Source organism: Serratia symbiotica (genome assembly GCF_000821185.2).
Taxonomy (GTDB): domain Bacteria; phylum Pseudomonadota; class Gammaproteobacteria; order Enterobacterales; family Enterobacteriaceae; genus Serratia; species Serratia symbiotica.
The window spans coordinates 2,049,408-2,064,203 of sequence record NZ_CP050855.1; the positions used below are offsets into that span (position 1 = coordinate 2,049,408).

The following is a 14,796-nucleotide window of genomic DNA, read 5'->3' on the forward strand; positions in this document are numbered from 1 at the left end:
TAGGGTTATAGAGTTTTTATTGATGTTAGACACACAGGTGACCCACCAATACGCGCAGTTAATCGCAATCTTCAACCAGTGCTTCAGCGAGGAATACAACACTCGGCTGGTCAAGGGCAACGATGAACCTATTTACCTACCTGCCGATAGCCAATGGTCATATCACCGCATCGTATTCGCCCACGGCTTCTACGCCAGCGGCTTACATGAGATCTCGCACTGGTGTATCGCCGGTGAGGAACGCCGTAAATTGGTGGATTTCGGCTATTGGTACTGCCCGGATGGGCGTGACGCGCAAACGCAGAGCGAGTTTGAAGCGGTAGAGATCAAGCCACAAGCACTGGAGTGGATGTTCTGCGTAGCGGCAGGCTTCCCATTTAACGTTAGTTGCGACAACCTAAACGGTGATTGCGACCCTGACCGCATCGCGTTCCAGCGCAAGGTGCGTGACAGGGTGTTACGATTGCTGGAGCAGGAAATACCTACAAGAGCCGCGCGCTTTATTCAGGCATTGCAAGCGTTTTACAATACGCCACCGTTGGTGGCAGAGCATTTTCCCTATCCAGAAAATCTCAACTGACTCTATGTTTAATTGAAAATATATCCCCAATAGCTTTCAAGCTGTCACTAGGCGGCAGGCAAACCAATCCCCAGATGCCTATTCAGGTCAGTGACTGGGGTGACAAATCTGCCGGGGACTGATTTGAACGCTGCTCGCAGCAGCCCCGAACATGGATGAGCCGAGCCACTGAGCACAACCAACCACGCTACAGTTTGAAAGATAAAGGGTATTAGAGGAAAGGTGATGATCGTAGAATTCGAAGCACGTATTTTGGCGCTGATTGATGACCAGGTAGAGTATGCCAGCGATGATGAATTGTTTGCCGGTGGCTACCTGCGGGGTCATCTGACGCTGGCGGTGGCCGAGGTAGAAGATCAGGGTGAGCACACTGCCGAAGCACTGAAAACACGGGTTGAGAGCAGCCTGAATAAGGCGATTACTGCCGGTGAGCTATCGCCGCCGGATCAGATGCTGGTGCGCAGCATGTGGGAAAATCTGTACCAGGCCGCATTGCCTCCCACCTGAGAAGATATCGGGGAACTGCTGAGCGCGCCCCAAACACCTTGTTACACAGCACGTCCTTTCAGCAGTTTTCTTATCCACATCCGATTAGGATTCAGCGCTGCCAGCATCTGCGCATCACTCGGCAACGGTTCGCCAAACAGTTGCGCTGCCAAAATTTCCGCCGCTAGCGGCGCCGAACACAGCCCGCGCGATCCCAGCCCACCGAGCACAAACAGATTCCGATACACCGGCGCATTGGCGATGGCGGCACCGCGCTGACGTTGCTGTTGCAAATCCTGATACTGCGCCAGCGTGGCCTGATAATCCGGCATGGCACCGATCATCGGCAGATGATCGCGGGTGGCGCTGCGTATGCTACAGCGCGCTTGCCCACCGCTGACGTCTACCTGTTGCGGCCAAACCTGCTCTGGCAGGCAGCGCAGCAAACGTGTGCGATTTTCCTGCTGCTCGTCTTCACGGTATGCGGTAGTGGTAGCGCCGCGCTGGTAGCTTGCACCGATGCAATGCTCCTGATGAGTAACGTTGACCGGGGTCAGATAGCCGTCATAGCACAGCACCTGTTTTAACTGGCTAAGCGCCGCCGAGGTGGGGATATGCGAAACCTGGCCGCGCACCGCATACAGCGGTAACGCCTCGCCGGGTGCCAGCGCGGTGAGTTGGTGGCCATTGGCCAGGATCACCGTAGCATGCCGCTGGTTTTCGCCGTTGGCGAAGCCGATGCGCCAGCCTATTTCTTCACGAAACAGGGCATTAGCGCAATGCTGATAGTGGCAAATCAGCCCTTGCCGCTGCGCCAGTTGTAGCGCGTTGCGGGTCAACTCAGCCGGGCACAGCCAGCCGCCCAGCGGATAGGTGATGCCGCCAAAGCTACTATCGATACCGCACAACTCACTGAGTGCCGCGCGATCGACCGCCATCGCCAGGGCCGCTGGCCGCTCAACTGCCAGCATGTTGGCTATCTTGGCAGCACTCTTGGCATCATAGGCCAGTTGGCTGACGCCGCACCACTGATGATCGAAGCTAACGCCTTGATGCAGCAAGGCCGCGTATTGACGGCGGGCGAAGGTGAAGGCAGCACTGAAGAAATTCTCCAATGCATCGTTGCGACCATTCAACAGGGGGTAAAGTGCCCCTTGACGATTGCCGGAAGCCCCTTCAGCTGGCTGCGCATCCGCGCAGTACAGTGTGACCTTGGCATCGCGCCGCAGCAAGGCCAGCGCGCTCAGCGCGCTGGCGATGCCGCCACCGATAATGGCGATATCATCGGTATTATCCGATGCTGGCCGATGAAACCAAGGCACTGTAGGCTGCGCGTTGGGGGTCTCGGCTGGCAGCTCACCGGCCAGCATTTCGCGTTTCTGACCGAAGCCTTTGCAACGGCTCACCCGAAAACCGGCCTGCTGCAACCCACGTCGCACAAAACCAGCAGCGGTAAAAGTGGCGAAGCTGCCTTCAGGGCGGGCAAAGCGAGCCATGGCGCTGAACAGTTGATCAGTCCACATATCGGGATTTTTGGACGGCGCAAAACCGTCGAGGAACCAGGCATCGACCTGGTTGTCAATACTGGCATCGACATGCGCTAGCAGCGTGTTGATGTCACCGAACCAAAGATCGAGCGTAATACGCCCGGCGGACAACAGCAGACGGTGGCAACCTGGCAGGGGCAGAGGCCATTGGGCGCGTAGCTCTTCGGCATAAGGGGCGAGTTGCGGCCAGCACCCGTGCGCTGCTGCCAGATCGGCCTGCCGCAATGGGAATTTTTCAAAGCTGATAAAGTGCAGGCGCTGAAGCCGGGCATCCGGCAACGCCTGACGAAAATCGGCGAAAGCCTGACACAGGGCTAAAAAGTTAAGCCCTGTGCCAAAGCCGGTTTCCGCCACGATAAACAACGGGCGCGGGTGATTGGCAAAGCGCTGCGGTAGCCGATTGCCGTTAAGAAACACATAACGGGTTTCTTCCAGCCCATTTTGATTGGAAAAATAGACGTCATTGAACTGTTTCGAAACAGGTGTACCTTGTTCGTTCCAAATTAGCATTGCGGTTTGGATGGCGGCATGGCTCACGGTAAATTGCTCGTAACTCAAGGGATGACGCGAATTCTAACGGCACTGGCACGGTGGCGCAAATTCGAGAAAAATAAAATTGAAAAACGCTGATCGGACTTGTTCGGCGTACAACTGTACGCTAAAGTGCGATGCAAAATCCCTTAGGTAAATATAATAAGTGTGGAAGAGGTATTAAATGAAACGTGTAGTGATTACTGGCTTGGGAATCGTCTCCAGCATTGGTAATAACCAGCAGGAGGTTCGGGAGAGCCTACAGGAAGGTCGATCTGGGATCACTTTCTCCCAGGAACTGAAAGATTCCGGCATGCGTAGTCACGTATGGGGCAATGTTAAACTGGACACCACCGGTTTGATCGATCGTAAAGTAATGCGTTTTATGAGCGACGCATCTGTTTATGCTTATCTTTCCATGGAAGAAGCTATCAAGGATGCTGGCTTGACTGCGGATCAAGTATCTAACGATCGTACTGGTCTGGTGGTCGGTTCTGGCGGTGGTTCGCCACGCAACCAGGTTGCTGGCTCCGATGGCATGCGCGCTAAAGGTTTGCGCGGCGTTGGCCCATACATGGTGACCAAGGCCATGGCCTCTGGCGTTTCCGCCTGCCTGGCAACCCCGTTCAAAATCCGTGGCGTCAACTATTCTATCAGCTCGGCCTGCGCCACCTCTGCACATTGCATCGGCCACGCGGTTGAATTGATCCAACTGGGCAAGCAGGATATCGTCTTTGCAGGCGGCGGCGAAGAATTGTGCTGGGAAATGGCCTGTGAGTTTGATGCAATGGGCGCATTGTCCACCAACTACAATGATACCCCAGAAAAAGCCTCCCGCACCTATGACGCAGCGCGCGATGGTTTCATTATCGCTGGCGGTGGCGGTATGGTAGTGGTTGAAGAGCTGGAACACGCGCTGGCGCGCGGTGCGCATATCTATGCGGAAATCATCGGTTACGGTGCGACCTCAGACGGAGCCGACATGGTAGCGCCATCAGGCGAAGGCGCGGTACGTTGTATGAAGATGGCCTTGCAGGGTATTGACACCCCCATCGACTATATGAACGTGCACGGCACCTCCACGCCTGTTGGCGATGTGAAAGAACTGGGAGCAATCCGTGAAGTGTTTGGCGACAACATCCCGGCAATCTCTTCCACCAAGGCGATGACGGGTCATTCTCTGGGCGCTGCTGGTGTTCAGGAAGCAATTTACTGCCTGCTGATGGTTGAGCACGGTTTTATCGCGCCCAGCATCAACATTGAGAACCTGGACGCGCATGCGGTGGGCATAAACATCGTAACCCAGCCGACCCAGCGCCAGTTAACCACTGTGATGTCCAATAGCTTTGGCTTCGGTGGTACCAACGCTACGCTAGTCATGCGCAAGTTACCGCAGTGATCCTGGTGGTGTACCGCATAGCCTGGTAGCAGTAAATAGTGCCAGGCACAGTGTTTCAAGGTGATCAAACATTGAGGTAATAAGAATAAAAAGTTAATTGCGATTAGGTTACTGTCGGTCGTGCTGGCCGGATGAGCTACCGATTCACCCTGCGTGCTGGGCTATGTATGGTGAGCACCAATACCTGTATGAAAGGCTCTATGCAGGATAACTGGGAAACCGCAGCTGCTATCGCTGCGGCACAGCGGAGGTTACTGGCCTGACTCTCGGTATTATTGCCCTGACCAAATAACTGGTCATTATCTGTTCCGCGTGTATAAGCCCGGTCATCGTGTATCGCACCGAACTGCACCCCAAAAATTGGACGGCTCGATTATAAGTGGCAGTGCCCCAGTCTACTTAGAATAATCAGACTGGGGTACTTTAAATTTGCTGTTTCTGACCCAATTATAAATCTCCTCTTCTTACTTAGAACCTAATGGGATAGGTTCTTAACCTTGAAAAGCGGAAGAAATGTTACGCCTCAGCCGTTTTTCGGCTTTGTTGAATAAATCGAACTTATGCCCTCACCTAGGATCAGATCACGCGTCCCCCTGACAATACAGGCAGTCCCGTGGCAAAGCAGAAGTTCAGAATCACCCACTGGAGCACCTACAATAAAGCACTCATCAACCGGGATTCCATCACCTTCCATGGCGGTGGCGGTGGCGGTAAGCATTATGATCGAGTTTTGAACGTCCATCCGAAACCATTTTTACGTTTGATTTTCGGGGGATAGCCGTTTTTATCCCTCTGCGTTTCAGCCCGTTACGCTGTGTATTGCCCAAAGTAAGCATTATCAGCCAACACCGCACGTCTACAACGTTTCATGCTGCCCCTTCCCACGCTGCACGCCAATACCCTCCAGATGGCGTAACGCAAACTGACATTCGTGGGCCTGTCCGAGACTCAGCTTGATATTTAACGGGATACCGCTACCGTCTATTGCCATATGGATTTTGGTGCCATAACCACCGCGCGCGCGACCCAGGCTGTTATCTCCAGTGATATCGGGTTTTTTAAGCCCCGACAGCATCTGAGAGCCCAGATATTACTGCCATCCAGAGCGGTGGCAAACCAGTCAACAAGGCCATGAGCATCAAGGTATGAAAGTAACCTGTTGAAAATAATGTTAATAACTCCATAAAGCCGTTATAAAAGGTTTTACATGGGCCATATCACTCAAGTAAATCGCGCTATGGTTCTCCTGAACACAGTATCTAGAACATTCCGTTGATGATTTAACGATGTTCTGCCCATGGTCGGCCAGGCTGTGGAGATATAGCAAGCAGTAAGGGCTGGATAATTGTCCATGCTTTATCGGGAAGATCGTAGCAAGCCATAGTTTTATATGTTGTGGAAACAGACAGTTACTATAGCTTAAGTGATTAAGGGACACAGCCTAGTCTTAATGCCTTCAGACTCTTTTTTTCTCGACTGGATAGCCTTTATCCATACAGCAACGGACAGCACGCAACAACCACAGCGTACATGGAGTACGTGAGGATGGAGAGCACTGCCCAGGGCCAAAATGGCAAATAAAATTACCTAATGAGAAAGGTTCTTAACTTGCGGGCGGTTTTTCATCGTGGGGCCTACTGTGCCGAATCGATTTCGTCTAAATCGCCCTGGATCGCTTTGGCATTCGGGTTTTCATCCAGCTTTAGCGAACCGCCGTTGGCGATAAAGTCATGACGTTGGAGGTAGGCTTCACGCACCATCATGTATGGGTCGGAAGAGTTGCGGAGCAGGCCATCAGAATCCAGCAACTGGGCACGAGTTTCAATGCCTTCAACCACCCATTTGCCCGCCGACAACCAGAAGGTCAAGTAACTTAGCATCGGGTAGAACGTATCCGCCCAGTCGCCGCCATCTTCACGCAGGGTGAAACTGCCGTAGCCCGGTAGCATCACGTATGGGCCATAGCCAACATTATAATGTCCCAAGGTACTGCCAAAACGGTTCGATTCTTCTCGCACCAGTGTCGGGTTGGCCATGCCAGCCACGTCGATCAGGCCCCCCATTCCCAACAGGGTATTCAGGAAGAAACGGTTAAAATGGATCATCCCACGGTACGGATCCCCCTTTAGGAATGCATTAACCATGCTGGCTGGCTCTTCCAGGTTGGAGGTGAAGTTGCTCAGTCCGTTACGCGCCGGCATTGGCAGATAGTCACGCCAAGCTACCGCCACCGGGCGCAGTACATAGGGATCCAAAACGTTGTAGTTAAAGTTAAACATCGTCCGGTTGAACCCTTCCAGAGGATCGGGTCGCCCCGGTGATTCATTATCTGGCGCACTGGCGCAGCCCACCAATAATACCGTTGCAAAAGCCAGCCCAGTCAGGCGAAAGTTCATATTTTTCTCCATAAAACACGTTCGTTTTTTTCAGGGTACCTGCTTGTTTATTTGAACGCTAACCTGCTCTTTACTGCTGAGGTTCTGTAACAGCTGAGCTGCCTCCAGCAGCAGCGTCTATTGGCACCAAGTTTAACAGTTTATTCGCAAGCCTGTGTTTTTGCTTGCGCAATGCTGCGCCTGATCGTAGGTTTTCCCGGTTGAGGCCTCTTTTGTCGCGTATTGCATCCCTCAGCAACGCCTGCCCGCCAAACCAGCCAAAATACGCAGCAGACTGGCCTTAACTGCGCCGTTTGACCCTGCCACCTGAATGAATTTCGCCAGGATGCACCGAAAAGTTTAGCTTACTAAACAGGGAGCGTTCATCACGCACGCCACTCAAACCTTTGACTTGCCACATCTAAAGGTACTCATGTCTCTTTGGGATAGCGAATCCCCTAGCATAAGCCGCATGCAGCCCACCGCAGATGCTCCAAAGCAGCAATAGACGACAATGTGCCTGATACCTAGGAAAAAAACCGTGTTCACAGCCAGCCTAGCGAATAAATAGACGAGCACTTGGTGAGTAAATAAGCAAACGCACTGGTAAGTACTTATTCTGAGGGTAAGAAAAGGTATAATACTCTGCAGCTTAGGCTACCGTTCCGTAGAGTCCCCGTAGTTAAACGGATATAACAAGCCCCTCCTAAGGGCTAATTACTGGTTCGATTCCAGTCGGGGACACCATTTTGCTGTCTATCAACGTCTACAAACACCAGCTTTATCACACAAAATTAATGAGTTAACCAACCCATTTCGTTTACCAAATTCCACCCACCGCCACGCTTACTTGTTGGTATAAAAGTGGGTATGGTAAGTTCGATTTGGTTTGTACCAACACAGGAAGATGTATGCAATGGCACTCACTGAGGCAAAGGTAAAGAAGACAAAACCTACCGATAAACCTGTGAAACTCACAGACTTGCCCCAGGATTAGATATAACGTTCAGTTAGCAATGTCAGTTTGTTTACTCCCGATTTCTCGGTTCCGCCATCTAGTTGCAAATTCATACGGCGTCAAATAATTCAGCGCTGAGTGCGGTCGGCACTCGCTGTGTTCCTTACGCCATTCATTGATTATTCCCCGCGCGTGACTGACATCACTGAACCCATGTTCATTAAGGCATTCATTGCTAAAACGTCCGTTAAAGCTCTCGATAAACCCGTTCTGTGTCGGCTTACCTGGCTGGTTCAATCGCAACTCCACACCATGCTCATCAGCCTACTGGTCTAGTATTACCCGGCAGGTAAATTCAGGCCCCTGATCTGTTCTTATCGTCACCGGATAGTCACGAAACAGCACAATATTGTCCAGAATGCGCACTACCTGAAGCCCCGAAATACTGAAGGTTACGGTGGCCATCAGGCACTCCTGCGTGAAATCATCCCCGTAGGTCAGGCACTTTATACGGCGCGACCCGTTACTAACGCATCCATAACGAAATCCATCGACCAGGTTAGGTTAGGAGCAGCCGGACGCAGTAGCGGCAAACGTTCTATTGCCAACCTGTAGTAGCGGCTAATCTGTTGAATCGACAGTTTTATCCATAGACATTAAATACCGGGTGGTCAGGTGATATCACTTATCTTCGCACAGCTCAGGGCTGGTTAAATTTGGTTATCGTCATGGATTCACGTTCAAGAAAAATAGTGAGTTGAGCCTTCTCAGACCAACCGGACAGCGCCATGACTATCCACACACTACGGCTGGCGGTCAATAAAAGACGGCCAACAGGCTCAGTAGTGCTCCATAGCGATCAAGATGCGCAGTATACCAGCGCTCAGTTCCAGCCCTGCCAGCAGGAACTTGATGTGACAAGCAGCATGAGCTTAACGGCCTGGATAATGCTGTTACGGAGAGGCTTTTCCGCAGCTTGAAAGCTGAAGAGTTAACTCTCGTCGTTATGAAACTCGAAGTCAGGGTATTGCAGACGTTATCGATTATATCGACAATTTTTATAATCTGAAGTGTCGGCATTATCGGCTGGGAAATATACCGCCGGATGAATATGAACGTCGATTACAATAATGTGCCTAAATCAGTGCCCGATGTTAGTTGACCATTACAGATGGTTTCAAACGGGTATTAATAGGAAGATAAGGTGATGCATCTAATTAGTCGAACCTGTGTTTATCAATGAAGGAACCGATGATTTTTTCCTGCAACGCAATAGAGCGTGAGAAGCAGAGAGTTTTGCGAGCCACTCTTTTGATGCGGGTACTATTCGCTTCGACGCGAGCTTTTTAAAGTGCGGATAACCCTGTTGATACCGATTTTTAAGCGTCGTTGCTGTATCGCGAACCCCAGCGCCGTTGAAGGCCATATCAACGATTGGCTCTTTAACACCGGGCTTCCTGGCCTGATAAGTGTAGGTGAGCTGGGGAAACGCTTCTGGCATTGAGGGTTCTGACTACCACGGCGAACCAGAGCAGAAGCACAACGGGGACAATGAACCATTAACGCAGGGCATGAGGAACCTAAAAACCGGTATTGTACAGCAAATTCAGCCAATTAGAGACATCACCAGGGATGTCAATTACTCAGCAGGTTTTCAATTTTTTTCAACAATTGTTCCGCCTCGACAGATGGCAATACCGCATCAACTGGCAGATACCACCAATTGGGCTGTGCAAAAGCATGGCATTTTACCGCATCCTTTTCCGTCATCAACAGCGTTTGCCCTACTGGCGTCAGCGCCGACAGTGACGCCAACTGGTACTTCTGATGATCGGCAAATGCCACTTCTTGTTCGACATCGGTTCCCAGCTTTTCCAACATGGCGAAAAAACGCGGTGGATGGCCGATACCCGCCACCGCCACCACATGTGTTAATTCAGCCACTGGACAGCGCTCGCCACTGAGCATATTCACCGCCTCACGCGCGCGCAGGCGCATAGTGATTTCCCCCTCCTGCGCCACACCGCCGTTGGCAACGCACGCGTCCACGCTATTGAGACGCGCTGCGCGTTCACGCATCGGCCCTGCCGGTAGCCACCAACCGTTACCAAAGCGACGTACGCCGTCGATCACGACCAGTTCGAAGTCACGCTGCAACGCATAATGCTGTAAGCCATCGTCAGTGATCACCACATCAAGCTGATGCTGCTGTAGTAATGCCTGAATCGCATCAGATCGTTTAGGTGCAATAGCCACCGGTGCGCCGGTACGCTGATAAATCAGCACAGGCTCATCACCTGCCTCACGGGGGGAGGTGTTCTGACTAAGCACCAACGGATAAACCGCAGATTTGCCGCCGTAACCGCGTGACACTACACCAACCCGGTAACCTCGTTGCTGCAATTGCTCCACCAACCAGATCACTATCGGCGTTTTGCCATTACCACCAGCGGTGAGGTTGCCCACTATCACCACCGGAACCGGTGCGCGCCAGCTTTTACGCAGGCCGCAACGATAACTAAGGCGGATCAGCGTACTGACTAGGCCATACAACCAAGACAACGGCAGCAATATCAGATAAAGCAGAGAGCTACCTGACCAGATGCGGTCAATCATTCTTGACCAAATTGCAAACGATACAATTGCGCATAGACACCTTGCCCGTCGAGTAATGCAACATGTTCACCACGTTCAACAATGCGACCTTCCTCGATCACCAGAATTTCATCCGCCTTTTCAATCGTTGACAAACGGTGGGCGATCACCAACGAAGTGCGATCTTTCTGCAATTCGTCCAACGCCGCCTGAATAGCGCGTTCAGACTCCGTATCCAGTGCTGAAGTTGCCTCATCCAGGATCAAGATCGGGCAATCACGCAGCAGTGCACGCGCGATGGCGATGCGCTGGCGTTGACCACCGGACAGCGTTACGCCGTTCTCGCCGATTACCGTATCCAACCCATTCTCCATCTTATCGATAAAGTCCATCGCATAGGCCATACGCGCCGCTTTCTCGATTTCTTCGCGGCTATAGCGTGCTTCATGTGCGTAAGCAATATTATTAGCGATGGTGTCGTTGAACAGATGAACGTTTTGAGAAACCAGCGCGACCTGATCACGTAGAGAAGCCAACGTATATTCACGCAGATCATGCCCATCCATCAGGATCTCACCTTCCTGAATATCGTAGAAACGGGTCAATAAGTTGGCAATTGTCGACTTGCCAGAACCGGATCGGCCTACCAATGCCACAGTTTTACCTTCCGAAATGCTCAGGTTGATATTACGCAGCGCCGGGATTTCTCTACCTGGGTAATAGAAGGTCACGTTACGGAATTCGATATCGCCTTTCGCACGCGCCACTTGGCAAGTGCCGGTATCTTTCTCCTGCTCCATATCCAAAATTGAGAACAAGGTCTGGCAGGCCGCCATACCGCGCTGGAACTGGGCGTTAACGTTAGTTAGCGATTTCAGCGGACGCATCAAGGCGATCATGGAAGAGAACACCACGGTAATAGTACCAGCGGTAAGCGTTTCCATCACACTCGGGAAGCTGGCGGCATACAGTACAAAGGCCAAGGCTAAAGAGGCGATCAGTTGGATGATAGGGTCGGAGATGGAGGAAGCGGATACCAACTTCATACCCTGTTGGCGCATGCGATTGCTAACCGAGTTGAAGCGATCGGTTTCGACCTGTTGCCCGCCAAAAATCAGTACCTCTTTATGCCCCTTCAGCATTTGCTCGGCACTGGTGGTCACTTGCCCCATAGTATTTTGCATGTTTTTGCTGATATTACGGAACCGCTTGGACACGATGCGGATCGCAATTGACACGATAGGTGACAGCACGATCAGGATCACCGAAAGCTGCCAACTGTAATAAAACATCATGCAGAACAGTGCAATAATCGATGCGCTTTCACGCACCACAGTCACCAGCGCGCTGGAAGAGGATGATGCTACCTGCTCTGAATCGTAGGTAATACGCGACAACAACGTGCCAGTGGACTGTTGATCAAAGAAAGAAACCGGCATTCTCATCATGTGGCCAAATAGACGGCGACGCATATGCATCACCACCATGCCGGAAACCCAGGAAATGCAATAGCTGGAAATAAAGCTGGTTGTACCGCGCACCACCATCAAACCAATAATGGCCATCGGCATCCACTGTAGGATACTATTCTCGGTTTTTCCAAAACCGTCATCCAATAAAGGTTTAAGCAAAGACAGCATAAAGGCGTCGCTGCCCGCGTTGATAATTAATGCTACACCAGCCAGAATCAAGCCGGCCCTAAAAGGCGTGATCATCGGCCAGAGGCGACGGAAAGTCTGCCAGGTGGAGAGATCATTATCATTCATCATGCAAATACCAGCATCGGAAGAAATAGCGGCTTATTTTACTCATTATCACCCTCTACGCCAAACCGCTGGTGGTACCAACGGGGCATTAATTGTTCTCGAAAGCCTTTAATTTGCCAATCGTTGTCGAAAAAAAGTACCGATACCTGGCCTGAGTAGGAAGTATCGCGCCATATGATGCCATTTTCCAGATATCTGGCGACAACCTTCACCGCAGGTAATCGCCATTTGTGGTAACGAGATGCCGAAGCCAACGCTGCTTCAGGGGCAACCGCACGCAAAAAAGGCGGCGTTGAAGAGGTTTTACTGCCGTGGTGCGGAACTTGCAGTACGGTAACCGCCAGCTTATCGCGCTGTAACCTGAGCAACTGTGCCTCCGCTTTCTTTTCCACGTCGCCAGTCAGTAATAAGCTAAATTGGCCGCCATCCACGCGGATCACACAGGAGTCATCATTGACCGGTCTTTTCAGCGCTTTCGGTGGCCACAACACCTCAAATTGCAGCGATTGCCACTGCCAGCTTTCACCGGCTACGCAAGGTAAATGGCCTGAATGAAGTATCGGGCTGCGTACCCTCGCCCGTGGAAACGCCTGCTGCACATCTTCCAGCCCGCCGATATGATCAAGATGATCATGGCTGATGATAATATGTTCCAGTTCGATACCCCGCCAATTTAGCATAGGCAAAATATGGCGTTCGGCAGCACTACCTGTTGCCCAGCGATCACCTGTATCAAACAGTACCCCTTTGCCATTTCGCTCGATCACTACCGCCAGGCCATGGCCTACGTCCAGCATATCTACCCGCCAACGGTATGCGGGTTCTTTTTCGCGCCATAGCACGCAACAGATCGCTACCGTGAGCCATCCCGACGCATAACGCCACCACCAGTGAAAACGCCAGCAAATCACCAGTAGCCAGCCCGCAACGCTAGCCAACAGTGAGGCAGCGCCTAGATCGATCCAGCCGCGCTGCATATATTGCAGTGGAGTAAAGACCCACATCAGTGTCAGATCGGCCAGGCCCCATAGCCCACTGCCCAATGCTGGCAAAGCACCGCAGATCACCGCCAGTAGAATCAACGGCACCGTCACTAGCGAAACCACTGGCACAGCCCACAAGTTGGCCGGCATTGAGGTTAACGTCAGGCCAAGAAACAACGCTGCTTGCATCGGCACCAGCAATAACGTGATGCCAAACTGGATATGCAGCCAACGCACTGGTACCCAATACCAAGCGGAGCGGAAACGCGCGCTTAACGGCACCCATTCGAACCAGAAAATCAGGCAAGCGACCGCCAATACCGATAGCCAGAAACTGTCCGACAGTACCGCCAACGGATCGCATAGCAGAATTAACCCTACACACCATAGCCACACCTGCCAAGAAACGCAGTGAACACCACGTAGACGCAGCAGCATCCACAGTGTCAATGCCAGTGCGGTGCGTACCGCCGGAGGCTGTGCGCCAGCCAGCCAAACATACACCAACGTACCGAGCCAACTGGCTATAAGAGGGAAACGGTAGCCAATCAGGTGGGCAGGCAATAGCCACTGAGCCGCCCGCAATACCGCCCAAATTAGGATAGCCGCCATAGTCACATGCAAGCCTGAAATGGCCATCAGGTGCGCAATGCCAGTTTTTAGCATCAAAGTGCGCAACGTGGGTTCCAGCGAGCCTCGTTCACCAAAGGCCAAAGCCAGCAGTACCGATTTGTAGCGCAAGTCAGCCATGTTGTTCTCTGCATGGCTGATAATGCGTTGCCGCCAATTGCAGTTACCGTCAAGCAGGCTGGCATGCTTGACTTGACCAGTCAGTGGCTGACGTTGTGCCATCGACCAACGTTGGCTGTCAAACCCACCTTGGTTCAACTTGCCATGCACCGGCCTCAGGCGCAGCCGAAGCTGCCAACGCTGTCCAGCGCACAATCGTTGTTCATCCGGCTGCCAAGTCGTGGTGAAGGCGATGGATGGGGTGAGCCAACGTCCGTTAACTTGTTCTATTCGCATCCGCGTTTGTTTGCTGGCCGCAGGTAGCAGAGTAACGCCGATAACCTGTACCACTGCCGCCACCTCAGGGCCACGGCTCAACCGTTCAGCTTGCCCCAGCATATTTCCAGCATTGAAAACCGCCCACAGAAATCCCAACGATCCCCAACCGATAAATTGACAAGCGACCCGGCGGACACGCAGCATCAGGCTGAAAGGCAAAACAACCAGCCATGTTGTCAACATATCAGGCAATTGTGGCAGTACCAGCAAGGGCAAAATGCCACAGACAATGGCAATAACCGCCAGATCCAACGAGATTTTGATCGGCCTTTCTCCCATTAAACAAACAATGCGCAGCCGCGTATTACAGCTAGCAGGCGGGATTGTTCACCTTTCATTCGGCAAGTGCCAGCGTCCTTGCGATGACTCGCGATAAACGCCGCAGATTAGCGATTCAGGTTTCATTCATTGATGTTGAACCAAGGCATGGCACGCAAGAAGAAGTCAGGTGGGAGGAGCAGAAAATGACTAAACAGCAAGCAAATAAAACGGTGCCCTGAGGCATAAT

The 14,796-nt window shown here is 52.1% G+C and carries 9 protein-coding genes, 1 tRNA gene and 5 pseudogenes; 6 read left to right on the forward strand and 9 right to left on the reverse strand.

Annotated features, from left to right (window positions below):
- The first annotated feature begins 22 nt into the window (after window positions 1-22).
- Window positions 23-580 carry an elongation factor P hydroxylase gene (locus SYMBAF_RS10300; RefSeq protein WP_040265357.1) on the forward strand — a complete coding sequence of 186 codons (558 nt, stop codon included), beginning with the start codon at window positions 23-25 and terminating at the stop codon, window positions 578-580.
- A gap of 225 nt (window positions 581-805) precedes the next feature.
- Entirely contained in the window at window positions 806-1,087 is a 282-nt protein-coding gene (locus SYMBAF_RS10305; RefSeq protein ID WP_006709530.1) for a YfcL family protein, read from the forward strand.
- A 41-nt stretch (window positions 1,088-1,128) separates the two neighbouring features.
- Here SYMBAF_RS10305 and mnmC read toward each other — a convergent pair whose 3' ends face one another.
- Window positions 1,129-3,150 (reverse strand): bifunctional tRNA (5-methylaminomethyl-2-thiouridine)(34)-methyltransferase MnmC2/FAD-dependent 5-carboxymethylaminomethyl-2-thiouridine(34) oxidoreductase MnmC1, encoded by a 2,022-nt coding sequence (gene mnmC / locus SYMBAF_RS10310; protein ID WP_040265356.1) that lies wholly within the window; start codon window positions 3,148-3,150, stop codon window positions 1,129-1,131.
- A gap of 178 nt (window positions 3,151-3,328) precedes the next feature.
- Here mnmC and fabB point away from each other — a divergent pair, with 178 nt between their 5' ends.
- The 3 genes and pseudogenes from fabB to SYMBAF_RS18700 all read left to right on the forward strand — a co-directional run bounded on the left by fabB (window position 3,329) and on the right by SYMBAF_RS18700 (window position 5,321).
- Window positions 3,329-4,543, forward strand: coding sequence for a beta-ketoacyl-ACP synthase I (gene fabB, locus SYMBAF_RS10315; protein WP_006709532.1), 1,215 nt, complete (start codon window positions 3,329-3,331; stop codon window positions 4,541-4,543).
- A 96-nt stretch (window positions 4,544-4,639) separates the two neighbouring features.
- A pseudogene (locus SYMBAF_RS10320) lies at window positions 4,640-4,835 on the forward strand (hypothetical protein).
- Window positions 4,836-5,156: 321 nt separating this feature from the next.
- Window positions 5,157-5,321, forward strand: coding sequence for a hypothetical protein (locus tag SYMBAF_RS18700; RefSeq protein WP_162483245.1), 165 nt, complete (start codon window positions 5,157-5,159; stop codon window positions 5,319-5,321).
- Here the strand turns inward: SYMBAF_RS18700 and SYMBAF_RS10330 are convergent.
- The 3 genes and pseudogenes from SYMBAF_RS10330 to SYMBAF_RS17775 all read right to left on the reverse strand — a co-directional run.
- Window positions 5,242-5,925 (reverse strand): annotated as a pseudogene (locus SYMBAF_RS10330) (IS5 family transposase); the annotation flags it as partial. The gene SYMBAF_RS18700 and the pseudogene SYMBAF_RS10330 overlap by 80 nt on opposite strands.
- Window positions 5,926-6,177: 252 nt before the next feature.
- The gene (mlaA, locus tag SYMBAF_RS10335) at window positions 6,178-6,939 is read right to left on the reverse strand and encodes a phospholipid-binding lipoprotein MlaA (RefSeq protein ID WP_040265355.1); all 762 of its coding nucleotides are present in this window, start codon (window positions 6,937-6,939) and stop codon (window positions 6,178-6,180) included.
- A gap of 246 nt (window positions 6,940-7,185) precedes the next feature.
- A pseudogene (locus SYMBAF_RS17775) lies at window positions 7,186-7,339 on the reverse strand (ATP-binding cassette domain-containing protein); the annotation flags it as partial.
- A gap of 251 nt (window positions 7,340-7,590) precedes the next feature.
- On the opposite strand from SYMBAF_RS17775, the gene SYMBAF_RS10340 reads away from it, so the two are divergent.
- Window positions 7,591-7,665: transfer RNA gene (locus SYMBAF_RS10340), tRNA-Arg, on the forward strand.
- A 259-nt stretch (window positions 7,666-7,924) separates the two neighbouring features.
- On the opposite strand, the pseudogene SYMBAF_RS10345 reads toward SYMBAF_RS10340, so the two are convergent.
- The 5 genes and pseudogenes from SYMBAF_RS10345 to SYMBAF_RS10365 all read right to left on the reverse strand — a co-directional run.
- A pseudogene (locus SYMBAF_RS10345) lies at window positions 7,925-8,490 on the reverse strand (integrase core domain-containing protein); the annotation flags it as partial.
- 730 nt (window positions 8,491-9,220) lie between these two features.
- A pseudogene (locus SYMBAF_RS18455) lies at window positions 9,221-9,436 on the reverse strand (IS1-like element transposase); the annotation flags it as partial.
- Between the two features lie 75 nt (window positions 9,437-9,511).
- Window positions 9,512-10,492 carry a tetraacyldisaccharide 4'-kinase gene (gene lpxK / locus SYMBAF_RS10355; RefSeq protein ID WP_040265354.1) on the reverse strand — a complete coding sequence of 327 codons (981 nt, stop codon included), beginning with the start codon at window positions 10,490-10,492 and terminating at the stop codon, window positions 9,512-9,514.
- A complete protein-coding gene (gene msbA, locus SYMBAF_RS10360) occupies window positions 10,489-12,240 on the reverse strand; it encodes a lipid A ABC transporter ATP-binding protein/permease MsbA (protein ID WP_040265353.1) in 1,752 nt (583 codons plus the stop codon). Before msbA ends, lpxK begins: the two co-directional genes overlap by 4 nt.
- 35 nt (window positions 12,241-12,275) lie before the next feature.
- Window positions 12,276-14,567 carry a ComEC family protein gene (locus SYMBAF_RS10365; RefSeq protein ID WP_040265352.1) on the reverse strand — a complete coding sequence of 764 codons (2,292 nt, stop codon included), beginning with the start codon at window positions 14,565-14,567 and terminating at the stop codon, window positions 12,276-12,278.
- Window positions 14,568-14,796 lie beyond the last annotated feature (229 nt).